General features: G+C 41.9%; 14 protein-coding genes, 1 other RNA gene and 1 pseudogene. 3 read left to right on the top strand and 13 right to left on the bottom strand.

Annotated elements, in window-relative coordinates:
• Positions 1 to 337 precede the first annotated feature (337 nt).
• Complete coding sequence (kduI, locus tag IJI01_RS13110; RefSeq protein WP_292191221.1) at positions 338 to 1201, bottom strand: 5-dehydro-4-deoxy-D-glucuronate isomerase; 864 nt, start codon at positions 1199 to 1201, stop codon at positions 338 to 340.
• A gap of 590 nt (positions 1202 to 1791) precedes the next feature.
• On the opposite strand from kduI, the gene rnpB reads away from it, so the two are divergent.
• Positions 1792 to 2193: RNase P RNA component class A (rnpB, locus tag IJI01_RS13105), an RNA gene on the top strand.
• Between the two features lie 190 nt (positions 2194 to 2383).
• Complete coding sequence (locus tag IJI01_RS13100) at positions 2384 to 3859, top strand: cell wall hydrolase (protein ID WP_292191219.1); 1476 nt, start codon at positions 2384 to 2386, stop codon at positions 3857 to 3859.
• Between the two features lie 64 nt (positions 3860 to 3923).
• Here IJI01_RS13100 and IJI01_RS13095 read toward each other — a convergent pair whose 3' ends face one another.
• From IJI01_RS13095 to IJI01_RS13085, 3 genes are all read right to left on the bottom strand, one after another.
• Positions 3924 to 4832, bottom strand: coding sequence for a hypothetical protein (locus IJI01_RS13095; protein ID WP_292191217.1), 909 nt, complete (start codon positions 4830 to 4832; stop codon positions 3924 to 3926).
• Entirely contained in the window at positions 4825 to 5322 is a 498-nt protein-coding gene (locus IJI01_RS13090; protein ID WP_292191215.1) for an RNA polymerase sigma factor, read from the bottom strand. Before IJI01_RS13090 ends, IJI01_RS13095 begins: the two co-directional genes overlap by 8 nt.
• 125 nt (positions 5323 to 5447) lie before the next feature.
• Positions 5448 to 7151 (bottom strand): vWA domain-containing protein, encoded by a 1704-nt coding sequence (locus IJI01_RS13085; protein WP_292191213.1) that lies wholly within the window; start codon positions 7149 to 7151, stop codon positions 5448 to 5450.
• A gap of 219 nt (positions 7152 to 7370) precedes the next feature.
• Between IJI01_RS13085 and IJI01_RS13080 the strand changes: the two genes are divergently transcribed.
• Complete coding sequence (locus IJI01_RS13080; RefSeq protein ID WP_292191210.1) at positions 7371 to 9998, top strand: bifunctional diguanylate cyclase/phosphodiesterase; 2628 nt, start codon at positions 7371 to 7373, stop codon at positions 9996 to 9998.
• 63 nt (positions 9999 to 10061) lie between these two features.
• On the opposite strand, the gene IJI01_RS13075 is transcribed toward IJI01_RS13080, so the two are convergent.
• The 9 genes and pseudogenes from IJI01_RS13075 to IJI01_RS13035 all read right to left on the bottom strand — a co-directional run.
• Entirely contained in the window at positions 10062 to 11714 is a 1653-nt protein-coding gene (locus IJI01_RS13075; RefSeq protein WP_292191205.1) for a nucleoside kinase, read from the bottom strand.
• A gap of 19 nt (positions 11715 to 11733) precedes the next feature.
• A complete protein-coding gene (locus tag IJI01_RS13070) occupies positions 11734 to 12552 on the bottom strand; it encodes a class I SAM-dependent methyltransferase (protein ID WP_292191202.1) in 819 nt (272 codons plus the stop codon).
• Positions 12553 to 12555: 3 nt separating this feature from the next.
• Positions 12556 to 13770, bottom strand: a complete 1215-nt coding sequence (gene rpoD / locus IJI01_RS13065; RefSeq protein WP_292191224.1) for an RNA polymerase sigma factor RpoD — start codon at positions 13768 to 13770, stop codon at positions 12556 to 12558.
• 428 nt (positions 13771 to 14198) lie between these two features.
• Positions 14199 to 15977 (bottom strand): annotated as a pseudogene (gene dnaG / locus IJI01_RS14915) (DNA primase).
• A gap of 2 nt (positions 15978 to 15979) precedes the next feature.
• Positions 15980 to 16987 (bottom strand): deoxyguanosinetriphosphate triphosphohydrolase, encoded by a 1008-nt coding sequence (locus IJI01_RS13055; protein ID WP_292191199.1) that lies wholly within the window; start codon positions 16985 to 16987, stop codon positions 15980 to 15982.
• Positions 16988 to 17125: 138 nt separating this feature from the next.
• Positions 17126 to 17428, bottom strand: coding sequence for a hypothetical protein (locus IJI01_RS13050; protein ID WP_292191196.1), 303 nt, complete (start codon positions 17426 to 17428; stop codon positions 17126 to 17128).
• Between the two features lie 2 nt (positions 17429 to 17430).
• Complete coding sequence (locus IJI01_RS13045; RefSeq protein ID WP_292191193.1) at positions 17431 to 21285, bottom strand: SpaA isopeptide-forming pilin-related protein; 3855 nt, start codon at positions 21283 to 21285, stop codon at positions 17431 to 17433.
• 87 nt (positions 21286 to 21372) lie between these two features.
• The gene (locus IJI01_RS13040; RefSeq protein ID WP_292191190.1) at positions 21373 to 21750 is read right to left on the bottom strand and encodes a hypothetical protein; all 378 of its coding nucleotides are present in this window, start codon (positions 21748 to 21750) and stop codon (positions 21373 to 21375) included.
• 154 nt (positions 21751 to 21904) lie between these two features.
• On the bottom strand, positions 21905 to 25905 hold a 4001-nt coding region (locus tag IJI01_RS13035; protein ID WP_292191188.1), incomplete at its 5' end, for a DUF4132 domain-containing protein.

Here is a 25905-nt window from a genome sequence, read left to right as displayed (position 1 = left end):
TTCTGTGTTAAATTCATTTTGAGAAACCTCCGGTTAGCATAAGATGTTTTTTCATCCGCCAAGATGAACACCTTTATCTTACTTTGAGGTTTCTTTTTATTCAATTGGCGTTATTTCTGAATTACAGGAATGCTCCTATTATATGCTAAATTGTTTTTTACTAATATATTCGTGATATACGGATTGCTCTACTTCGTTTTCGCAATCCTACATCCATTCGGAAATCGATATACTCATTTCATTCGCATATCTTTTTTCCTCATGTCTGTTAGCATCCTGAGGTCATGCATCCATTTGTGTAAACACATGTATGCATGACTTCTGTCTGCTATATCACTCACATTAAGTCCTGCATAGCGCAGTCATCCATATCATCGAAATCCTGGTTCTCTCCAACCATTCCCCAGATGAATGTGTAAGCCTGTGTGCCACATCCTGAGTGGATTGACCAGCTAGGGCTGATAACAGCCTGCTCATTTCTCATGATGATGTGTCTTGTCTCTGTAGGCTCACCCATGAAGTGCATAACCATTGCATCCTCTGGAATATCGAAGTACAGATAAACTTCCATTCTACGGTCATGTGTGTGGCAAGGCATTGTGTTCCATACGCTGCCTGGCTTAAGCTCTGTCATACCCATCTCAAGCTGACATGTCTCAACCTGACCTGGAAGAATGTACTTGTTGATAACTCTGTGGTTAGCTCCCTCAAGACTACCAAGTTCCTTCTTGTTCTCATCCTTGATGATGACAACGTCCTCAGAAGGTGTTCCCTCTCTCTTAATGAGAACTGTAGGATATGTCTTGTGTGCTGGAGCACTGTTAATATAGAATTTAGCAGGCTTAGCTGCATCTACGCTGGCAAAAGAGATATCTTTTGCTCCCATTCCGATGTACATTCCCTGCTTGTAATCTACGTCATACTTCTTGCCATCAATTGTGATGACACCTGCGCCACCGATATTGATAACGCCCATCTCTCTTCTCTGAAGGAAATACTCAGCTCTGAGCTCGTCTCCTGCTGTAAGCTTGAGCTCCTTCTGAACTGGTACTGCTGATCCAGTGATGATTCTGTCGATATGGCTATAAACTAGCTTGATATCATCTGGCTGGAAAAGATCATCGATGAGAAATTCCTCTCTAAGTCTCTTGGTATCGTAGTACTTCTCATCTCTTGGTGAACATGCGGTTCTAAGTTCCATACGTCCCTCTCCTTTGTTATTAACTTTTTCCTATATATATAAATGCCTCTATTCAATTCGATTTATCACAGAAAATACTGCATAATCTGCATGACACATTATTTCTATATAGCTATTTAATCCTCATGCTCTTGTATCATACTGTATAATTTATTCGTTGTCAGTTCATTTTTGTAATAAAAACTTGCAAATCTTGACATAATGTAAGAGCTTTCACATTTTTTACATTTTACCCTTTATTGGCCTTAGAAACAAGGCAAAATAAAAGGAACATTCGAAAGTTTTACACTCCCAAATGTTCCTAAAAATCATATTTGCATTTATCATCTCACAGTAGCTTTATGCTATTTGTTAGCCGCATTTTGGCAAACCATGTCAATGCGGCTAATGGAATTCAGGCACGCTTCATCATTCTATTAGCCGCATCCAGACATTTCTCTCTCCTTCGGCTAAAAAGCGCCTCAAAATCATAGTAATTTCCTCCACCATGCCTTATTTCCTTGTGTAAAATGAGTTATAATTAATATGCTTGCAAAGATTGACAATGTATGTTAATTTTTGATAGTTCTTATTATAAGAAAAGAATATTTTGAGTAGGACAGATGATCGCTGCCATGCAAACGAAAGGGCATGGGAGAGGAAAGTCCGGGCTTCGCAGGGCAGGATGCCAGATAACGTCTGGTGGAGGTGACTCCCAGGATAGTGCAACAGAGATATACCGCGCGAGTAATGAGGCGGGCAGCCGGAATGCTTGCATTCCGAGTCTAAACGCCTCGTATATTATTAGCGTAAGGGTGGAAAGGCAGTGTAAGAGACTACCGTGCTGGTGGTAACATCAGTAGCCATGTAAACCCCATCCGAAGCAAGACCGAACAGAGAGCTATGAACCGGCCCGGTTCGCTTTCAGGTGGGTCGCTTGAGGCTGTCGGCGACGGCAGTCCTAGATAGATGATCATCCACGACATAACCCGGCTTACAGTCCTACTCATAGAGAATTAAGAGTCAACAGAGACTTTCTATCATACATCGCGCCGTAGTATTTATGATGTACCCTATCCCGCCGCTGATCAGTAATTGAGGATATATCATAAATGTTACGGCGTTTTTACTTTCCTTTTTACGCGAAAATGTATATTATATAGGTGTAGATACGCTTATTTTGGGGGATTATTATAAGATAATATGAAGAAACGGCTTATTTCAGGGGGATTAGTATTCATATTGTGCGTAGGCAGCATCTTTTCTGTCGCCAAGGCTGATGAACTTGATGATACCATCGCAGCGATGCAGGAGCAGGAAGCGCAAACGCAGCAAACCATCTCGAATCTGGAGAAACAGACCAAAGAGACGCAGGATGCGATCAAAGAGCTGCAAGGGCAACAACAGCAAACCAAGGACAACGTATCCAATCTCCAAAATCAAAGTACTGCGCTCCAGAGTACCATCAATACATATTCCAACAAGCTTACAACATTAAATCAAGAAATCTCAGAGACAGAGAGCCAGATGGCTGAAGTCTCTTCTGAAATCGTCAAACTCGACACCGAACTCAGTCAGGCTATCCAGGAAGAAAAAGACAGATACGAATTATTGAAAAAAAGGCTTAAGTCCACCTACGAAAGTGGTGGAAGTAATGGACTTTTGAGGATTTTGTTAGGCTCAGGAACCATGGGAGAATTCCTGACCAAATTTGAATATCTCAATGCCATTATGTCCTATGACCAAAAGAGAATTGAAGAATACCAGGCTCTTCAGGCAGAAATTCAGGCCAAAAAAGAAATTGTAGAAGAAAAAGAGGCAGAGCTTGATCAGTATCAGGACACGCTTGATGAAAAGCACAATGAGCTAACAACTCTCACCAACACAGTAAAAGGACAGCTAAACAGCACTAACAGTACTCTCAATTCAGAAAAAAATAAGCTGGCTGACTTTGATCAACAGCTTGCTGCTTTAGATGAAAAAATGAAAGCACTGGAATCTCAGACTGCAGCAGCTCAGGCCAAACTCGCTCAACAGATAGCAGAAAGACTTGCTCTTACCAAGGAAGATACTTCCGGTTCCTACTCTGCCAGCGATGAAGAACTTATTTGGCTGGCTGCCACTATCCAGGCAGAAGCTGACGGAGAATCCTACACCGGTAAGCTTGCAGTAGGCTCTGTTATCATGAACAGAGTAAAAAGTTCAGCCTTTCCTAATACTATCGTAGGAGTAATAACTCAGAATCTCCAGTTTGCCTCCTATCGCTCCGGTAAGGTAAATCTCATTATTTCAAATGGCCCAAATTCAACCTGTGTAAACGCAGCAAGAGAAGTTCTTGGTGGAGCCCGTGTTGGCGACTATCTCTTCTTTATGACCAAGTACTGGGCTGATTACTATCGCATCAGCGAATACAACATGATTGGTAATCACGCCTTCTTCTATCGTTGGATAACCAAGCCTGCAGAAGAAGCTCCTGCTGAACAGCCTGTAGAAGAACAGCCTCAGCCAGAGGAACAGCAGCCACAGGAAGAACATCAATCTCAGCCTGAAGAGCAGCAGAATCAGGAACAGCCATCAGAAGAACAGAACCAGGATAATCAGGACAACCAGGAACAACAGGAAGATAACTCTGGTAACAATGATGAATCCGGAAACAACGAAGGTTCAGAAAATCCATAAGAATATAAAAGCAAGTAAATACGCCGCCCAGAATCACTCTGAGCGGCGTTATTATTTTGCAATATCAAAATGCCAATATATTATTCATAAGCTCTGTCATTTCTTCCAGGCTTATCTTCTCTACACATTCAAGCTGGTACTCAATTCCGTTCACTGTCCAATTAGCATTGGTATAACCTTCTTCTGTTCCAATGAGAGAAACATCAACATCTCCTATTGTAATGCTCCTGAATCTTGGTGCAGGCTCGCTATCGCTATCCTTCTTACCAATCTTACCTATGCCAGATCCACCAAGAGCATCTAAAGCAGAATCCAGCTTACTACTTGCACCAGTCTCTTCTGCCATATAAGCATTGGCTTCCGTCTGAAAATCCTCTGTATCACTTGTAACTTTTTCAGAAGCAACTGTCTCACTTACTGTCACCTGGTTGCCAGTAACATCATAAACTATAACAGCCCCTTCGCCATCATCCAGATAATAATCTGTCTCTGAAGAAATGCTGCTAAGATAAGCAATGTCTGCATAATCAACGCCAGCTGCACTAGCAAGTGTCTCAACAGAATCATATTTAACCCAGCTGCCCTTAATAAGCTCAGCTTCATGATGCACATCAGCTGCTGCCTCGTGAGCACCCTCAAGCGCCATCTCTGTCATAGTAGCGCTCTCCATGGCACTCTTTTCCTTGGGGCCAAATACAACTGTCGCACCAACCAGTAGAATCACTACTGCAGCTGCAAGTCCTGCATACTTGGTAAACTTATAGAAACTACTCTTTGGCTGGAAGCTTCTGACATTATTCTCGTCAGACATAGAATCATTAACCTTGAATTCTGTTACCTCTGCTGTTCCCTTGTCAGAATCCGCATCCTTGGTTGGCTTATCATCAAACTCTTTAGCAATGTTCTGAAGGATTCTGTTGCGCATATCTTCAGTAACTTCTATTTTGTTCATTACATCATTGTATTTACTCAAAATCGTACGCCTCCTTCAGTATATTTTTTAACCTGTCACGTCCACGTTTGAGATCTGAACGGACCGTAGATTCATTTCGATTCAATATTTCTGCTATTTCCTTAGTGGAATAACCTTCCTGGTAAAAGAGATGTACCACCTCTCTATACTTCTCAGGAAGCTGCTTAACCGCTTCCCAGACATAGGAAAGATCCTCATTATCCTTGTCTGCCACAAGTTCCTCAGAGAGTTCGTCCGCCTGCCTTCTCTTGAGGTATAAAATCTTGTTCTTACTCAGATTAGAAGCTACCGTAATAAGCCACGCCTTCTCATGCGAATCATTGGCAAAAGTCGGATCATTCCTCAGGAACTGAATTAGTGTATCCTGCAAAATATCCTCTGCATCCTCCATATTATGTAAATAGGAATACGCCACTCTGAGTATCATATTCCCATACTTATCCATTAGTGCTGCCGCTCTTTCTGAGGCAGTCTGATTAGTTGTCCCCATTATTCCTCCGTAAAGCATGTATAAGAAAATTCAAAAATCCGACATTTCAGTATACCATGCCTTACGGAGATTTTGTATTATTTTTAACTGTACTATTGTCTGTTTTTCACGCATTGAGCGAGTTTTTAACTTCTCTTACTAAGTGTTCTTACAAGATAGTAGAACTCATCCTGATACTCATCTGTGTCCTCCAGCTGCTTGTAGGTCTTCATGATGTCCTCAAGGCTGGCAGTTCCCTTGTTCTCGTTATCTTCAAGGATCATAGCAAATTCAGCTACGCTGCTTGCAAACTTGAAATCATCACTAGGATTTTCTGTAACAACCTCATCACCAACAACTATGCTAAAGAGCTCAGATTTATCAGCATCTGGATCCTTGTAGCGAACACTTACAGTTGCAAACTCATGTGAATAAGGAACCTTCTCTTTGCTATCACTTACCTTGTTGTCCTGATACTTAAGCTCAATTGCCTTAGGACTGCGTGCAGGAATGATCTCATAAAGAGCTACTACGCTGTGACCAGCACCGATCTCACCACCATCCTTGGTGTCATCATTAAAGTCCTGATCATCCATCAATCTGTTCTCATAGCCGATAAGTCTGTAGGCATTAACGTTTGCAGGATTGAACTCAACCTGAAGCTTAACATCCTTGGCTACTGTATAAAGAGTAGATGACATCTCATCAACTAAAACCTTCTTGCCCTCTGCAAGTGAATCGATATAGGAATAGTTACCATTTCCGCAATCAGCAAGTGTTTCCATCTTGTCATCCTTGTAGTTGCCTTCGCCAAAACCAAGAATTGAAAGGAACACACCTTCATCCTTCTTGTCAGAAATGAACGCCTCAAGATCATCAAGGCTTGAAATACCTACGTTCAGATCACCATCTGTTGCCATGATAACTCTGTTGTTACCACCTTCAACGTAATATCTCTGAGCAATCTCATAAGCTCTCTGCATACCAGCCTGTCCGTTTGTACATCCACTTGCATGAAGCTTATCAATGGCCTTCTTGATAGCCTTCTTATTTCTCATGGATTCGCCCTCAAGAACAACCTTCTCTTCACCTGAATATGTAACGATAGAAATTGTTCCCTCATCTGGAAGGTTATCTACAAGCTCATCAAAAGTCTTCTGCAAAAGAGGAAGCTTATTCTTGGAATTCATTGAACCAGATACATCGATGAGAAATACCAGGTTATTAACAGGAGCTTCTTCAAAATCAATCTCACCAGTCTTCATTCCAACGAACATAAGCTGATTATCTGTATTCCATGGGCATGTGGAAACCTCTGTTGTTATTCCAAAAAGATCACCTTTCTCAGGCTCATAAAGATCATATTTAAAATAGTTGATGAACTCCTCTGCTCTTACAGCATCAGGATCAATGTTGCCAATTGAATAGCCATCCTCGATCATTCTGCGGATATTTGAATACGAAGCTGTATCAACGTCTGCAGCAAAGGTTGAAAGAGGTTGATTCAACACAAGGCAGAAACCATTTTCCTCTGGCTTTGTGTAAGACTCATTGTTCTCGATCACGCTGTCATCGCAGTAATCTTCAGTTGAATAGCCAGAAACTGTTGTCATATTATTGGTTCCAGCTGAGTACTTACCTCTGCCGCTATCAGAAGCTTCTGCTGAATACATTGGCTCCTGCGCTGACTCTGTAGCTTCATAAGCGTAATTTGCTGATGAAGTAGGTGCTTCGGCCTGGGTATCATAGGTAGCCGATGTAGCTGAGTGTCCGCTTCCGCATCCTGTAAGGGATGACATCAAAAGCGATGAGCCGATTAACAGTGACAAACCTTTTACATTCTTTTTCATAATTTTTTCCCTCCGAATTACACAGGCGAGTTCCTGTGTTTTTGACCTTCTATCCTATAAACACCTCTATAAGAATCCATGTTGCAAAATCGCAATAACAAAAAATAAATTTTCTTAAAAAAATATAATTTATGCAGCAAAATAATATAGGCATAGCTGTAAAGTGATAAAATTAATACGTTAATATGACTATTTAGGCTCTTTAAATAGGAGGTACTCTTGGGCAGCAAGGGCATGGCAAAAGCCGAATTCGAGCAATATATCATAGATAACCTTGACAGAGCCATCGAGGGTGAGTGGATCAAAGCATACCACCAGCCTCTTGTTCGTGCTGCCAGCGGACTTGTTTCTGACGAGGAAGCCTTCGCCAGATGGGAGGACCCTGAAAATGGCAATTTTGCAGCAGCCCAGTTCATCCCAATTCTTGAAAAGCACAATCTTACATATAAACTTGACCTCTATATGGTTGATCGTGTTCTAAAGAAAATGAAGTCCCAGGGTGAGTATGGTCTTTACATCGTGCCAGAGTCTGTTAATATCGGCCGATCTGATTTTGACTGCTGTGACATGGTTACAGAAATTGTCAAAAGAGTGGATGCTTCAGGCCTTCCTAGAGAAAAATTCTCAGTCGAGTTGTCAGAAAGATCTATTTCCACAGATATTGAGTTCATGAAGAGCCAGATTGAGCACTTCCAGTCTGAGGGGATAAAGGTATGGATGGATGACTATGGAAATGGCTATTCATCACTACTGCTTCTTCTCAAGATTCATTTTCATCTTCTCAAAATAGATAAAATATTCGTCGATCTTATCGAGCAGAGTGAAGAAGGTCGAATCATATTAACTGAGCTTGTTAAAACAGCTCAGTCTCTTGGCATGGATACAGTAGCTGAAGGCGTTGAAACTAAGGAGCAGGCAGAATTTCTCTCTGAGATCGGCTGTTCCAAGCTTCAGGGCTACTACTTCACAAGGCCAAACTCTCTAGCCATGATCCTTGAGAGAAACAAAAAAGGCATTCAGATTGGTTTTGAGAATCCAGAGGAAGCACCTTACTTTGAACAGCTTGGCAAAGTAAGCTTGTACGATCTGTCTTTTTCCAAAGATGACGATGATTCACTGAACAGATACTTTGATACACTTCCTATGGCTATTTATTCCTTAGACCAGGATAAAGCTGCCTTTATACGCTGCAACAACAGCTATAGAGAATTCGTATCATTGAATTATCATAACAAGAAATACATGAAGGACTTCTATTATTCGGACATAAAACCAGGTATAGGTTATTACACATTCAAAACAGTAAAGCAATGTGCCCTTGATGGTAAAAGAGCTATTATCGACGATAGAATGTTTGATGGCAGAAATATTCAGCTCTTCATACGAAGAATTGCAGTTAACCCTGTCACAGGTGCAGCTGCCGTAGCAATCTGTGTACTCTCTGTATCCAGCGGCTCAACAGAAGAAAACCTTAACTACAACTATGTGGCTAGAGCTCTTTCTGAAGACTATATCAAGCTATATTTTGTGGACATGGAGACTGATAAATTCACTGAATATGCCTCTTATGGCGATCAGCGTGATATCAGCTTTGAAAGCTACGGTGAAGATTATTTTAATCTCACCAGAAAAGAATTCAGTCTTGATGTGGTGCCTGAAGATAAGCAACAGCTGATAAATGACTTCACCAAAAAGAAATTCGAGGAAGCCATAAACAAAAACGGCACCTATTCAGTGGTAACCAGAATAATCATGGAGGGTAAGCCTGTTTATGTAAGCTTTAAAGGAGCCAAAGTCAGGGCCGATGGCCATCATATCATCGTTGGTCTTAGTAATGTAGATGATCAGATAAAGAGCAGGGAAGCCCTTGAGAAGGCAAAAGAGACCGAGCTTATATACTCCAGAATCGGTGCCCTTTCAGGAGATTATATTTTCCTTTACTCAGTAAATCCTAAAACCAATCACTACACCAAGTACAACCCTACAAACGCAATTACCGAAATGGGAATTCCAAACGAAGGTGATGACTTTTTTAACAATATCATCAAGAAAGCTCCCGATGGAGTTCACCCAGATGATCTGGATCCGTTCCTGTCTGCATTCAATCAGAAAAATGTCATGGAGCAGATCAGAAAAATAGGATTTTTTGAGCATCATCACAGACTTAATATTGATGGTAGCTATATTTATGTTGTTATCAAGGCTGTACTTGTTCAGGAGGATGGCGAGGACAATCTGATCGTTGGTATCCTGAATGTGGACGAAAGAGTCAGAAAAGAGCAGGAATTTGCCCAGAACCTGTTCGAAGCAGAAAGCAAAGCCAGCATAGATGAACTTACCGGCATTAAGAATAAAAATGCCTATGCTGAAACAGAAGCAAGAATGGATGCTCGCATTGCTGATGGCGAAGAGCAGCCATTTGCCATTGCTGTATTCGACTTAAATGGCCTCAAGCAGGTAAATGATACATTGGGACATCAGGCCGGCGATATGTACATCAAGAACGGATGTGCCATGATCTGCCGTCACTTCAAACACAGTCCTGTTTACAGAGTGGGCGGCGATGAGTTTGTTGCCATAGTTCAAGGACAGGATCTTACTAATCTTGATGCTATCATGGTCAAATTCCGCAGACACAATCTTAGAAACATGGCCAAAGGTGACGTTGTTATCGCAGTTGGTGCTTCTAAATATGATGGTGACGAGAATATGGCTTCGGTATTCCAGCGCGCCGATGACAAAATGTATTTTAATAAGGCTGAGCTCAAGGAAAAAGAGAGAAGAAAAAAAGAAGCTGCAGAAAATGTAGCTGTAATCGAAGACAGACCAAAAAAATCTAAAAAATAAACCGCCTAAGGTTTTGGATAACTCCAGCCCCAGGCGGATTTTTTATATCATTATGAATGACGATCAGACTTTGAAACAGCTACCTCCCACAAACTCTCTGCAAATAGAATTGCGAGGAAGAAAAGAACTGTCTACACTTACGAAATAGTCAAGGAACTTAAGAAGTCTCTTAGCTTCGTAGTATTCAGGTTCATCTTTACCAATATTGAAAAGAAGTGGCTCTGCATATGGCTTGATTACTGCAAGCTCATAAATCTGAGCTGAGTTAAACATCTCATCTGCTTCTTCCTGGAATGGGAAAATATTGGCCTCTTCTCCTGCTCTTACTGAGCCCCACATGCTGATGGTTCTCTTGGCAGAAGCACCTCTTGTACGAGCATCTCTTACAATTCTGCGAAGAAGTCTTCCATCTGTTGTAGGAATACGGTTGTGGTTATCAATACTAAGGGTTGTAAGTGCACTTATATAAATCTTGAACTTGGACTCAGCTGGAAGTGAATAGCTCATCTTCTCATTAAGTCCATGAATACCCTCAATTACGAGAACATCGTTCTTACCAAGCTGGAGGAAATCGCCGTTCATTTCTCTTTTGCCGGTGACAAAGTTAAACTCTGGCATCTCTACTCTCTCGCCGTTAAGAAGTCTTGTCATATCCTGATTAAATCTCTCAACATCAAGAGCCTCAAGGCATTCAAAGTTGTAGCTGCCATCCTCATTAAGAGGAGTCTTCTCTCTGTCCACAAAGTAGTTATCAAGGCTTATAGGATGAGGGTTAAGGCCGTAGGTACGAAGCTGGATTGAAAGCCTGTTGGCAAAGCTTGTCTTGCCTGATGAGCTAGGCCCAGCGATCATAACAAACTTAACATCAATTCTCTTGAAAATCTTCCTGGCGATGTCTGCAATACGGCTCTCCTGAAGAGCTTCCTGAACGAGGATCATCTCATTGATCCTGCCCTCGCAGATCATATCATTAAGGTCACCGACATTTTCGATTCCCTGCATTGCTCCCCAGTCGCTTGAGAGCATCATGGTGTTAAAGAGCTTCTCTCTTGGCTCAGACACAACAACCTTGTCTGGATCCTGTCTTGTTGGCAGTGTAAAGAGAAGTCCTCCGTGATAGCACTCTAACTGGAAATTCTCAATGTATGAAGTGTTAGGAAGCATGTAGCCATAGAAGTAATCGTAGAGGTCACCAAGCTTGTAGATGTTGATCTCAGAGCTTCTCCTGTACTTAAGAAGAGCTACCTTGTCATCCATGCCCTGTCTCTTGAAAATCTCAATGGCATCATCAAGAGGATAAACCCTCTTGGTTATAGGCATTTTCTCAGCTATGAGTTCTCTGCACTTATCTGAAACCTTCTGTGCAAATTCATCATCTACCTTGATATCGCCCCTGATTGTGCAGTAATAGCCATTACCTACTGTGAACTCAATTCTGGTCTTGAGCTGCTTATCTCCGCCAACATCGCGTACAGCCTTGATCAGCAGCATAATAGCTGTTCTGCGCATTGTCTTGTAGCCGATAGTGTCACTGAAGGTGATAAAAGAAAGCTCGCCGTCTTTTTTGACAGTCTTCATAAGCTCTCTTATCTTACCGTTGAACATTACAGCTGCAATCTTGCTACTATATTCATGCTGATATTCCCTTGCGATATCTTCGTAGGAAATACCTTTGTTATATTCTTTTTGTACCCCGTTAATTGTAATTAATGGCATAAGGAATTCTCCTTTTCCCTCATAAAAATAGTGAAAGTACACACTCTGTCTCGGCAAGGTCCTTGTTAAGGGCTTCTATGCGGCCACTATGACTGCTGCCCTCAAGCTCAGCCAAGATAGACCTTGTAACCTCTGCTCCATGTCTGCAGAAGTCACGTAGCAGTTCATCCTTCTTTAGAATATTGCACTCGCCAAATCTGTTACAGATATTGGTAGCTGCTTCCATCGAACAACCTGTCTTATCTGTTAAAAGAGCTGTTGCTTCAAACAGATAGTCATGCTCTCTTCCAAGTCTGTCTGTTGGCCTATCTCCCGCAAAAGAAACCTTCATAGGGAAATAGTACTTGCCTTCATCCAGAACAACCTTCTCATCCAGAATAGTGTATCCCTTGCTTCTAAGATAGCTTCTGAATTCATCAAGGTCTGACTGAGGCTGCAATACTGCCTGCCTGATTCCAAGTCTGACCGGATCTCCATCTTCCAGGATGCGGACCATGAGCTTACCACCCATTCCTGCTATCACAAGAGAATCCGCCTCCTCTGGAGAAAGAGCTGCAAGCCCGTCAGAAAGTCTTGTCTCGATAGAATCCAAAAGGCCATAATCTCTGATATTACTCTCAGCTCCGGAAAGAGGGCCTTTCCTCACATCCATGGCTATAGCCCTGTCTGCAATGCCGGACTGAACCAGATATATAGAAACATATCCGTGATCACAGCCTACATCTGCAACTGTCTTATTAGCTTTTTCATCTGAATTTTTCAGCATTTCTGCAAGTTCTATCAGTCTGTGCGACATCCTTGCAGAAACGCTTATATTGTTATCTTTATTATCTGTCATAATTTAATCAAGGTAATCCTTGAGCTTACGGCTACGGCTAGGATGACGAAGTTTTCTGAGCGCCTTAGCCTCGATCTGACGGATACGCTCACGGGTTACGTTAAATTCCTTACCTACTTCTTCAAGAGTTCTCGCTCTTCCATCATCAAGACCGAAACGGAGTCTCAATACCTTCTGCTCACGCTCTGTAAGAGTTCCAAGAACCTCTACAAGCTGCTCCTTGAGGAGTGTGAATGCTGCAGCATCTGCAGGTACAGGAACGTTATCGTCCTGAATGAAATCACCAAGATGGCTATCTTCCTCCTCACCGATAGGAGTCTCAAGAGATACTGGCTCCTGTGAAATCTTGAGGATCTCACGAACACGCTCTACAGGCATGTTCATCTCTTTGGCAACTTCTTCTGGAAGTGGCTCACGGCCAAGTTCCTGAAGGAGCTGACGGCTAACTCTGATGAGCTTGTTGATAGTCTCAACCATGTGAACAGGAATACGAATTGTTCTAGCCTGGTCTGCGATAGCTCTTGTGATAGCCTGTCTGATCCACCATGTAGCGTATGTTGAGAACTTGAATCCCTTACGGAAATCGAACTTCTCTACAGCCTTGATAAGACCAAGGTTACCTTCCTGAATAAGATCAAGGAAGAGCATTCCTCTACCAACATATCTCTTGGCAATACTTACAACGAGACGAAGGTTAGCCTCTGCAAGGCGCTTCTTGGCTTCTTCTCCCTCGTAGATGATTGCGTTAAGTTCTTTCTTACGTGCATCTGAGAGCTTGTTCTTGTCCTTGTCATCTGCAAGCTCTTTTTCTGCCTCAATTCCTGCCTCCATAGCCTTGGCAAGATCAATTTCCTGATCAGCTGTAAGAAGAGGTACCTTACCGATTTCCTTAAGGTACATTCTGACTGGATCCTCGATGCTGATACCATCTGGAACTGAGAGGTCGATATTCTCCATATCAACTTCTTCCTCGTCATCAACAAGGAGCATATCCTCATCATCAGGAATATCGTCAACATCATCCTCAGATACTCTCAGAACATCGATTCCTGAGTTCTCAAGAACCTCAAGGACATTGTCGAACTGATCCTCATTAAGATTAAGTTCTGCAAAGAAATCACTGATCTCAGCATACTCAAGAACATTTTTCTTCTTCTTGGCAAGAGCCAGAATCTCTTTAACCTTCTGTGTAAAGAGCTCTCTTGTAGCCTCATCGATCTCACCATCGTCAGAAGCCTGAGCTGCCTGCTCTTTCTCAGCCTTAGCCTTACCTTTGCCCTTAGTCTTAGGTGTCTTTTCTTCTGCCTCTGGAGCCTCAGCTGCTGCTTTTCTGCCTCTCTTAGCTGGCTTCTTCTCTTCTACTTCAACCTCTGCCACCTCAGCTTCTGCTGCCTTCTTGGACTTTTTAGCCTTTGTCTCTACTACAGCTTCTTCCTTAGCTGCAGCAGCCTTCTTAGTTGTCTTCTTTTCTTCCTTAGGCTCCTCTGCCTTAGCTGCCTTAGTAACCTTCTTGGCTGTTTCCTTTTTAGCTGTTTCTTTCTTGGCTGTCTCTTTCTTAGCGGCAGCCTTTGTCGTCTTCTTAGCTTCTGTTTCCTTTGGTGTAGTCTCTTTCTTTGTCATTTGTCTATTTTCCTTTTCTTTTTTACTTAATCATCTGGTGAAATGTTTGCGTGTGCCAGTTTTTCCAAAGCTTTTTTGCCCTGGATAGTCTTGTTTAAAAATTCCGGATCATCGGGCTTAAGTTCACGTTTCTGCCTGTCGTATCCCGCCTGTTTAACTCCCAGGATGATATCCCTGAAAGCCTTGCGCCTCTGATCCTTGGTCTCTATATCCACCAGGTTGGTGTTGAACATCTCTGCAACCTGACCATACTGTTCCTCTTCTGTGAAGTGATCCAGTATCGCCGCCGGAGAAAAATTGCCGTTCTCCATTCCGGAAAAGACCTCTGTTGCAACCTTTCTGTACAGGTCATCTGAGAAATCTTCTGGTGTTACCCACGCCGCAACCTTGGGATAAATTTCAGGCTCATCTGTAAGCCAGGTGAGAAGGAGTCGCTGATTCTTCTTCGCTCCATCTTCAGGCTTCTTCTTATTCTGTATTCCTGATTCAGGTCTGCGTGCTGGTGTAACCATTCCGGCCTTGCCTGCATAAGATGCTACAAGCCCTTTCAGATCTGCTATGGCAATGTTATATCTGGCTGCCACAGCCTCTGTGTAATTCTCTCTTTCGATAGGTTCCTCGAATTCACAAAGCTTTTTAGCAATATCTCTGTAGAACTCTGTCTTATCTTCAGGATCTGACAGATTATGCTGGGATTCCATAACCCTTACTTCGAAAAAGAATGTACTCTCCGCATTTCTGATGCGTTCTTCAAAAGCTTCCTTGCCTTCGTTCTTGATAAATTCATCCGGATCCTTGTGTGGACGAAGGTCTAATACCTTGCCCTTAAGGCCTGCTTCCTTGAGAATTCCTATTCCTCTAAGAGCCGCCTTGGTTCCGGCTTCATCACTATCGTAGGACAATATAACTTCATCTGTATAGCGCTTGAGTATCATGGCCTGGCCTGTTGTAAAGGCTGTTCCAAGTGATGCGACTGCCATGGTAAAGCCCGCCTGATGCATCGCTATAACGTCCATATATCCTTCGCAGATTATCATGTAGCCTGCTCTGGAGTTCTTGGCATAATTAAGCCCGAATAGATTACGACTCTTATCAAATATAAGTGTCTCTGGCGAGTTAAGGTACTTGGGCTTGCCATCTCACAAAACTCTTCCTCCAAAGCCTATAACCTTCTGGGATGCATCCTGAATAGGGAACATTACTCTATTCCAGAACTTATCATGAGTACCATATTTCTCATCATAGGATGCAAGGCCTGCATCTATGATCTGGCTGTCCTCATAGCCCAGACTCTTAAGGTGTTTGACAAGGTCATCGCTAGTAATATTGGCATATCCCAGTCCGAAGTGCTGCATTGTCTCATCGGATAACTGTCTTCCTCTGAAATACTCCATGCCCTTCTGGCCGGTCCTGCCTCTTAACTGATAGTAATAATACTTGGCAGCTTCCTTGTTGATATCAAGAAGTATCTGCCTCTTATCTCTCATTGCCTTGGCAGCCGGTGAATCATCTTCATCCGGAAGCTTGATACCAGCTCTGTCTGCCAGTTGCTTAACTGCTTCCTGAAATGTTAAGTTGTCATATTTCATCAAAAAAGTAATGACATTGCCGCCTGCTCCGCATCCAAAGCAGTAATACATCTGCTTGTGGGCCGAAACCGAAAAGGAGCCAGACTTCTCGTTGTGAAAAGGGCAAAGACCAAAATGATTGGCACCCTTCTTTTGAAGGTGAACATATTGTCCTATCACATCAACAATGTCATTTCTCGAGCGAACTTCTTCGATGATTTCGTCAGAATATCGCATTGTTATAATACTCCCCATGAACGAGGTATATATACCTCTTCAAATACTGCTACTGCGTATCTGTCAGTCATTGAGCTGACATAATCGCATACCAGGCGCTCTTTATCTACGCCTTCCTCCATCATCCTCTTAAGGTAATCAGGAATCTTGTCTATATGGTCAAGATAGTACTGATAAAGAATCTTGATCATATCCTCAACCTTGCTCTCCTGCCCCTTGGCAACAGGGTTGGTATAAACTCTTTCAAACATAAATTTGCGAAGCTTATGAAAAGCATCATAAACTTCATCAGACATTCTGATATCATCCTCGTCCATGCTGACTGAAATGATATCGTGGATAAAGGTATCTATCCATTCTCTGTTGGAATGGCCGATAACCTTGGCAAGACTGCTGGGGATATCACTTTCCACCAGTATTCCGCCTCTTATAGCATCGTCCATATCATGATGCATATAGGCAATCTTATCAGAAAGCCTTACAACTCTTCCTTCCAGTGTGCTGGGACGAAGATCCATCTCATGATTGAGGATGCCATCTCTTACCTCCCAGGTAAGATTCATGCCCTGTCCATAGTTCTCAAGCTTCTCAACGATACGAAGACTCTGCTCATTGTGTTTAAAGCCAAATGGACAGACATCATTAAGTGCCCTCTCGCCAGCGTGGCCAAAAGGGGTATGTCCCAGATCATGTCCCAGTGCTATTGCCTCCGCAAGGTCTTCATTAAGTCGAAGAGCCTTAGCTATAGTCCTGGCATTCTGTGAAACCTCCAGAGTATGCGTCATTCGGGTTCTGTAATGATCGCCCTCAGGAGATAAGAAAACCTGCGTCTTATCCTTGAGTCTTCTAAAAGACTTGGAATACAATATCCTGTCTCTGTCTCTCTGGAAGCAAGGTCTGATGTCACATGGCTTCTCTTCAACATCACGTCCTCTGGTATTGGTACTAAGTGTTGCATACTTACTTAGTATCTGTGCTTCTCTTTCTTCTAACTGTTCGCGTATTTTCATTTAGTCGCCTCTTTTATAGTAAAGAACACTGAACAAGTAAACCCCACATCTACTAATATTCGACGTGGGGTTTTAAAATCCTTTTTTTAATTGTAAAAAATTATTGGAAATGTTTTGGCAATTGAGTATACTGCGTATTTACTGCCAATTTCCGGCTTCATACTGATCATTTATCCATTTGACAGCAGCTTCAAATCCTTCCTGAGATACCTCAAAGTTCTCAGAGGTCATAAGCTTTTTGTCTGTCATGCCATAAGAATAAGGTTCAGGCCACACAGTAGCCATCAAGGTTGCCGGACCTCTCTTGTCTAAAGGAACAAACTTGACGTTTTCGAGTGGTTCTCTCGCAAGTCTGTAGCGCATTCCCTTGTAGCTGCCAAAGAAAGCCTCTCCATATTCATAATGCATCAGGTTAAAAAAAGTATTAAGCTCTATCGCCATGTTTAATCTGTAGTCCTATCTTTCTTATCTCTTTTGGTCATAAGAACTGCAAGTGCAGCAAGCGACATTATTATAGCACAAACAGATCCCGCCATGCTTCTATCTTCTGTAGCTGATCTTCTGGCTCCAAGAACCTCCGGAAGATCCTCTGGATTCCTGCTTGCTCCCAGTACCTCTGGAAGGTCTACAGGATTGATATTGCCAAAGATAGAAAATACATTTTTTGAAGTTGAAGTTGAAGTAGATGTACTTGTACCTGTTGTTGTAGTAGTCTCATTCTCCTTAGGTGGATCCTCTGGATCAGTAGGAGGTACTACGATCTTATCTTCTGGCTTCTTGCTGTTCTTAAACACAAACTCAGCTGTCTTACCTGAATTCTGTACATCAACAATTTCAAGGTCAGCCTTGGCAAGGCCTGCTGCCTTAGCATAGCTGTTAACATAATCCTTGACATCAGCTATTACTGTATCAAACTTACTACTTCTGAAGATAACAAAGTGCTTGTATGGATCTCTCTGATAATCCTTGGGTGCTTCAAGCTCCTCGTAGTAATACAGGGTATCAAATATCAGCGAATCATACTTACCATCCTCACTAAAAGTAATGTTAAAGTATGGATCTGTTGTCACCTTAACAGCTATTTCTGAAGTAGACTTGTCCATCAGGTTAACTCTGTAAAGTCCAAATTTTGCTCCAGCAAGACCATTGGCAGTGTTGTCAGAATCAACCTTGGTAATTCTGATTGCTCCCTTTGCGCTTGAAATGTTAGCTGTTACTTTGTTAAAGATGAAATCGCCCTTTTCAGTATCTGATTTGCTCACCTTGCCACGAAGTGTAGCTGTGTTGCTGACAGAAACCTTAATCTTACCATCGCCAACATCTTCGCCTGTTGCTGCATTAGCTCTAACCTGATACTCAACGATCAGAGCCTTGCTGTCAGGAACAGTAATCTCGACGCTTGCGCCCTCTTTTGTAACCTTAGGTGCAGGGATACTGATCTCAGCTCCCTTTGTTCCACCTGCGTATTCGTATACGTGAAGAGATCCATTTACGTAAAATCCATTTGTAATGTCATCAGAAAGAACTACTGTGTCACCATCAACAAGATCAAGCGCTCCGTCATTAACAACTATAGAGTAGTCAATCAGCTGCATTGCCTCATTGTAGGATGCTCTCTTATCAAGGATAGTAAGGGAATTAGCACTAATTCCTGTAGTATTTCCTGTGCTGCCACCTACACTTCCATTTACAATGTTGTCAAAAGAGAATGTAAGGTTTGCGCTATTATTTCCATTTACAAGACCTGCAAAATAAGCCTTATCCACTGTTGATACAAAAGAAAGCTCACATGCATTATCTGTACCAGACATACCCTCTGGCCATTTAAATGCCCATGTCAGCTTGGTAGTACCATTCTCTCCTACAGTAATAACAGGTTCTGCAGTAGCGATCGTTTCGCCGCTAACCTTGCTGATCTTGGCTGAACCAGCTCTGTAAACCAGATTGGCAGGAAGAATATCAACTACCTCTGCCTCCATACCTGCTGTGATATTCTGATTCATCTGTCCGACACTGTTCTTATTAACTGTAATCTTCCATGGAATAACGTATTCGCCGGAAGTACTGTCATAGTAACCTGCAGATGCTTCCTTCATCATAGGAAGTCCTTCTGAAGTCACCTCATAGTATTTATCATCAGACTTAACAACCTTGTCTATCGTAACCTGAATATGGTTATTAAATCTTACAACACTTCCCTGAGGATAGCTGTGAATATCTGCGCTTTCATCTCCGTAGAAGTCTTGAGTTTTGTAATATATCACGTAGTTGCCTGATTGAAGAGCCTTAGCAATAATCTTAAAGCTATTGCCTGTAACTGTAACCGAGGTATGCGCACCATGAAGTTTTTTCTCAGTTCCATCATCCGCAATCCTGTAAATAAATACTGATCCAGGCACAATCACGGAAGAAACTGCCTTACCATTAAGTGTATTACTTGCCGGGCTTATTGTATCAATGATGGTTGCCACATAATTGTTATTATCACCATTTACAGAAAAGTGAGATGTCCATGATACATATCCCTTAGAATCTCTCTCTTTAGTAATTTCCTTAGAAATATCTAAATCAAATTCTCCAGAAAATTTGTACAGTGCATTACGTGAAGCTTCATCTAAAAGCTCATTGCCATTATACAGATAGCAATTGTTAGTATATGTAGTCTTGCTGCCAGGAAGTTTTCCACTAATCTTGGAAGTATATGCGATTTTAAAATATTTAACCGGTGTATTCTCAGGGAATTTTATCCTCATTTCCTTCGGTTCGTCTTCACTATCATACTCTACAGAATAGAACTCATTACTGTACACATCCCAGTTCGTACGATTATCTGAAGCATAAACCACAAGGGAATCTTTAAGAAATACCATTCTGGAATCTACCATATCCACCAAGGTATATCCCGAAATATCTTCTGGAAATGATCCACCATTTATGAACACTTCCCAGTTAACTTTTCCATCAGCTAAAACAGTTGCTATAGAATTAGGATCATAATTGTTCTTGCCAAATTTGCTGACAAGCTTATTGTCAGTCATAGTAGCATAGCCTTTATCCTCACCTGGCTGAGTTGCTCCATCCCAGGTCCATGTAACTGTATTTCCATTTCCTACAGCAAATATCTCATCCTCAGACAATCCATCTGTTGAGATACTTTTATCAATAGCTTCAACCTGATATGTAAGTGTATAATTACCTCTTGCTATGCTGTCAGCATGAACCTTGAGGGTATGATCGTCTACAAGTTCAAAACTAACACCCGTTCCACCGCTAAGAGTATATCCACCGACAAATTTAAGATTGCTTCCTAGAACATCTGTGATTTCAAAATTAGTAACATCTGCACTAACATTAAAAGTAACTGTCCATGGTTTTTTATTGGGAATTTTGTAATTTTCTTTTTTGCCTTCAATAATCGCTTCCTGAACATATACTCTAATATGCTTGGTATCAGAAAAAGCAATATCTACTGATCCGTCGCCCTGTATACTGCTAGGGTTAACCTTACACTTAAAACCAACACTTCCCAAAAGACCATTAGGCTTTTTCTCGAGGTCGTCAGTTTTGATCTCAAAAGACATGATATTATCAGAGCCTACACGAGCTGAGCCAATCTCAACCTCTTTCTGTACGCCATCTTCTTCAACTAATTCAATAACAGGAATATAAAGACCTACTGCCTTGGAAAAATCAAGACTAGATGGCAATTTATAGGTAAATTTGCCATCAGGAATAGACTCCGCATTATAAATACGGAAGCTAAAGCCAACCTCAATTTCCTGCTCTGTAGAAGAAATTGTAGTCTGACTGGTATATGCATCTGTTATCTCACCGAAATCAGGGTTACCAAGTTCTGGCTCTATAGTCTGAGTAGCAGTTCCTGCAAGAGGAGCTGCTGGCAGATCTTCTTCTGTCGTATCTTCTAAACTAGCTGCATCTTCATTTGGTACTACTTCAGATGTATCTTCAGCACTAGCTGTGTCTTCAGTTGTAGCTCCATCTTCAGATGTATCATCTATATTAGACGCGTCATCATCTGCATCACTATCTTCGTCAAAATCTTCTTCAAAATCTTCGCCATCTATAGCTACAGTAGAATATTCATTGGCAGCATCTGATGGTTCTGCCCCATCAGACTCAGGGTCTGCGCCCTCACCATTTTCATCACCTGACATAGCAACAATTGGCGCATCAGAATCAAACTCGCCAGCGTAAACAACACTGCTCCCCAAACTTGAGAACATGGTAGTAAGCGTAATCATGCCTACCAGCATTCTCCTTACAATGTTTCTTTTCATTAACTCTTTCCTCCCGCAAAACCAGATACCTCATACCGTTTTCCCCCTTTGTTTCAACGCCTGAGAATCCAACTTCATAAAAAATAATTATCTGAATTTATTCATAAAAGTAGCCATCGGACCAACTGCATCCTGAAGATCCTTGATAGCTTTATTAAGCCCGTCGAAATCTATCTCCGAAATTGACTTAACAGCCTCTGTCATCTCAGTAGCATTAGAATCCAGAAGCTTATCAAACTTGGCAGCTGAATTAGATACATCTGCAGCCATAGTATCTACATTACCAAGTGACTCCTCAGCCTTAATAGCCACATTATTGATATGATTAAGTGTTGTTGTTACCTTTGGAACCATAATGACCACAGCAGTTGTCAGAACCACTAACATTCCTGCAAGGCACAATGCACATACTCTCTGGTAAAAGAGCTGTTTCTTTTCCAAATTAGTGTTCAAATTTTCTTCCATAATAGCCCCCTGATTATAAAATAAAATTTCACGTGTACTGTAACACAATTAATATTTCTATTCAATTGATATTATTGCTAAATCGCTATTTTATTATACTTTTTTATGACAAAAGTTGCCTTAATTGTTTGCAAAATTAAGACAACTCTTATAATTATTGTATCTGATTTAAAATACTAGGATCTTTTATCTTACTATCCTGAGCAAGGAACAGTATTTTTGTGATTATTTCTGCAGTCTTAGGATCCTCATCGGCAAACGGAAGGAAAATCTTGCCTCTGTGCTGAGAATGTACAGGAAGGATGTTTATCATAGTTCCTCCCATCTTATGCACAACTCCGCTTCCAAGGTGCACTGTATAATTTCCGTATTTGCCCTCGATATGAGCATGAGACTTCTCTATTGTCACATTTGATAGTTTGAACAAAGGAAGTGTAAACTCCACAAGAGCTGCTCTCATCTCTATTGTAGAGTGGCTTGTCTGAGGATCTACTCCGCCTGCATGAGCAACACTCACAGCAAGGTCCACATCTCTCATTACTTCTGAGAAAATAATATCAGGAACATCTTTTATCTTGATCGCCTCATAGGTCTTGCGGTCATAGAACGCAACCCATTCAAGAGTAGGTGCTTCTATATCTGAAGGAGCAAACCAGTCTGCCAGCGCATAGATAGTAGCAACGATGTTGTCCTTGTAGTAAACCTTCTGAATTCCATCTTCCACATCCGGTGTCCAGCGCCTTGACTTAAGAAGTGCAATTGTTTTCTTGGGCTGGATCTGATTGCCTGCATATCTGCGGCTATCAAGCATATCTGCTTCTTCTTGAGTCTTAACGTAAAGCTCTCTGAATACCTGCTTAAATGGCTGAACAATGCCTCTGTCAAAGAGGTTCTTCTGATAATCAGATAAGTGTCCATCCTTGTAGATATCAAAAGAATGCGCAACTCTCACGTTGTCTTTGGCCTTAAGCTTAGTAGCATTCCCTGCATAATCAACGAAGTTCATACCCTCGATAAAGCCAACCTGTGCAGAATTTTCCGTGACAAATACCAGATTTCTGATAAGCGGCTCTACAACCGGGTTAGTTCTGAGTATTTCCAGCTCCTCTACAGAATATAAGGTTCTGTCCTCCATGGACTGTTCAAACATCTGCCTTGTACGCCTGTACTGATCTGTCAGCTGCTTCTTGGCATCAGTGAGTGTCTTAACATACTCATCCTTCTTGACAGCTGCAGGAACAGACTTAAGAGCCTTGCCACCTTTGACAGCAGATATTGATGCATTTCCAAGTTCATCTATTACAAGCTTGACAGTTACATCTCCAATCTCTTTTTCCTCAAATAAAGACTTAAGATTTTCAACAAGCTTGGTCTCCATTCTGAGAGTAAGTCTTGTAACATCGCTATATCCAGCATTGGTCGCAAGGTTCTGCATAGCTATTTCTACTGCAGTCTTCTCACTTGCACTTCTCTGAGAGCCAAACTTCTTGCTCTCTTTAAGGAACTGCTGAAGGAAAAGGAATCTGGCACAGATATCATCCTCTCCCTTAAGCGGGATCAGAGGATAAGCCATGAGAAGATCCTTATTTCTCTTATCAGAGATCTGCTTCTCTGTATCTTTTACCTCAAACTTACCAAGGGATGCATCCGCATACTTGCGGGCTCTGGAATGCCTGATTCCATCAGAGATATATTTGGCTGCATCGTAGATAACATCAAGCCTGTCATCTCCAAGTTCCTCATAAACACTCTTAAACCAGTCAACGTCAAAGGCACCTTTCCTCAAATCCTCCGGGCTGATAGGAGTGTGCTTGGCTATAATAGCCAGCTTTTTGTCGTCCACCCACTCGTTCATGTGAGCTATAAAGTAATAGCAGCCTGACACATATCCATCCCAGCCAAGGTATTCGCCTACAATATCAAGCCACTCCGGAGCATAAAGAGATGCTTCCACAAGTCTCTTTTCAGTAATATCTGTTCCAGCAAGTTTCTCTTTGAGAGCATCTGCATTATCAGAAACATCCGGAATACATACTGAAAGAAGCCTTGAAAGCGCACCCTTTTTACTGTCAGTTGAATGGTACTCTGATCTCTCAAGCGGCTCTTTTCCCATAGCAGCAAGGATAGCGACAAAAGTATCAACTCCGTACACCCTCTCAATATGGCTGATGTGGCTGGAATATACAGTCGCTGAATCGCCTCTCTTAAGCTCAACAGAAAGGACCTGTGCCATAACCTTCTCATAGACGTCAGCTATGAATTCCAGGAACTTATCATCAGTCTCTCCTTCAAGGTCACGCAGTACATTGGTCTTCTGCCATGATGAAAAGCGGCGTCTTGAAGCTATCTGTCTTTCTTTTTCCCTGACAGCTGATATGGCCGAAGTCAGGAATGTAAATGTATCATCAAGGTTGTGCTCATCAAGTAACAGCTTGTACATCTGTCCGCTTGTGATTACCCCATTGTAACAGGCAAATATTGTAGCCTTGGCATCAGGCAGCATATATGGTGAATGATGGCGTCTGTCATAGCGATCATTTTTGATGCCGTATCCAAATATGTCATCTTCCTCAAACACCTCAATATGCTTTAAATATAACCCATACAAAAGAGGGAATGTGGTAGCAAGGGTAGCCTTATCCATCCTGTTAATGTCAGAAACCAGGTAGCTAATATAGTGATCACTGATTGTCGTAGCTACTCTGCTTCTTCCCTGGTATGTGTATCTGATGTACAGCTCACTTGATGGAACAGCCTTGGCAAAGTACGCAAGGACTGCAATTGTAAGTTTCTGATAGTCTTCTTTTGAAATATATTCATCACGAAGATTCTCCATGATCACACGTATGTGATGAGAATATTCGCCTCCTACGGTCTCAAGAAGCTCTTTTCCATACACTTTTTCTGCATATGATCTTGTAACAGGAGCTGCATGGTCATATATAAGCGTCTCCTGATTCAAAATGCACATTCTAAAGAACTGTTGCGGGCTCTTAATATGTTCATCCAAAAAGCCCTTCCAAATCTCTTTATACGCAATGGCTCTTTTGCCCTCTTCATCTACTACAAAGAGCTCCCAGGCGTTTCCTCCAACAAGAGCCTCATTCCTTTTGCCTGGAATCTCATCATTTTCATGGAGCTTGATAAGTTGTCCAAAGGCCTTAAGTACTTCTGCTAACCTGGCTGCGTCAAGGTCACTATCTCCTTGCGCAAATACGCCCTTTATCTTATTGATAAAACCTATCTTGTAAGCTTCAGGATAAAGTTCATGTCCGATAACTGAATTAGGAAAATATGTCATGAATGTATCAACACATTCTCTAATGCAGTTGTTATCAGGAATCACAGGTACATAGTCATCAGCTTCAGTATAAAGAGCTGCCTCTTCAGATTCTTTCGCGGCATTTTCAGCGGGGAGGATGGAATCAAGAAGGATCTTTTCCTTGGTTGTCGGATCTTCCATAGCTTGGGCCAGTTTGACGCATTTGTTATAAAGCCCCTGCCTGTTCTCATCCCCTGATAAATTGATGATAATATCAAGTGCAGCAGTTCTTTTCTCTTCTTTCTTGTCATCCAGAAGTCTCGTTATTGTCTGCAAAAGAGCTTCATCAGGCTGTCCAAGTAGAAGCTTAATGAGGTTCTGCCTTGCATCTGAAGCCTTGTATTTCAGCATATCCTCCATCTGAAGGAAGTTTTCAGGTAAAAGAGGTGTCTTCAGAGCATTTACAACTCTGAATGCATCTTTTCTGACATATTCCGACTTATCGCAAAGAGCTGCTGTAAGGGTCTGTCTCTGAATGTCAGTAGTTGGATTGCCCAAGAGCCCTCTGATAATCTGGCCTCTGTAGTTCAGATCCGCATCACCCATCATTGTGCAGACTTCGTCGATAAGCTCTGTCTTATCCAGGACCTGTGCAATATAGGCAAGTCTTGTCACCACATCGCCCTTTGAAATATTTGCCGAGTACCATGAGAAAACACATTTATCAAAGGTCTGCTTCTTACCTGAAATGTTTCCGTATATCTTTTTTAATATGTCATAAAAATGAAGAGCCTCTGCATCATCTGTAAAAAATCTAGTGACATCGCTCTTATGCTCTGCTATGTCAAATCCGCATCCGCCCATGAAAAAGCCCATGTATGCAGCCATAATCT

This window comes from Butyrivibrio sp., assembly GCF_017433805.1.
In the GTDB taxonomy this organism is placed as follows: Bacteria; Bacillota; Clostridia; order Lachnospirales; family Lachnospiraceae; genus Butyrivibrio.
This window is presented reverse-complemented; position numbering and strand designations above follow the sequence as displayed.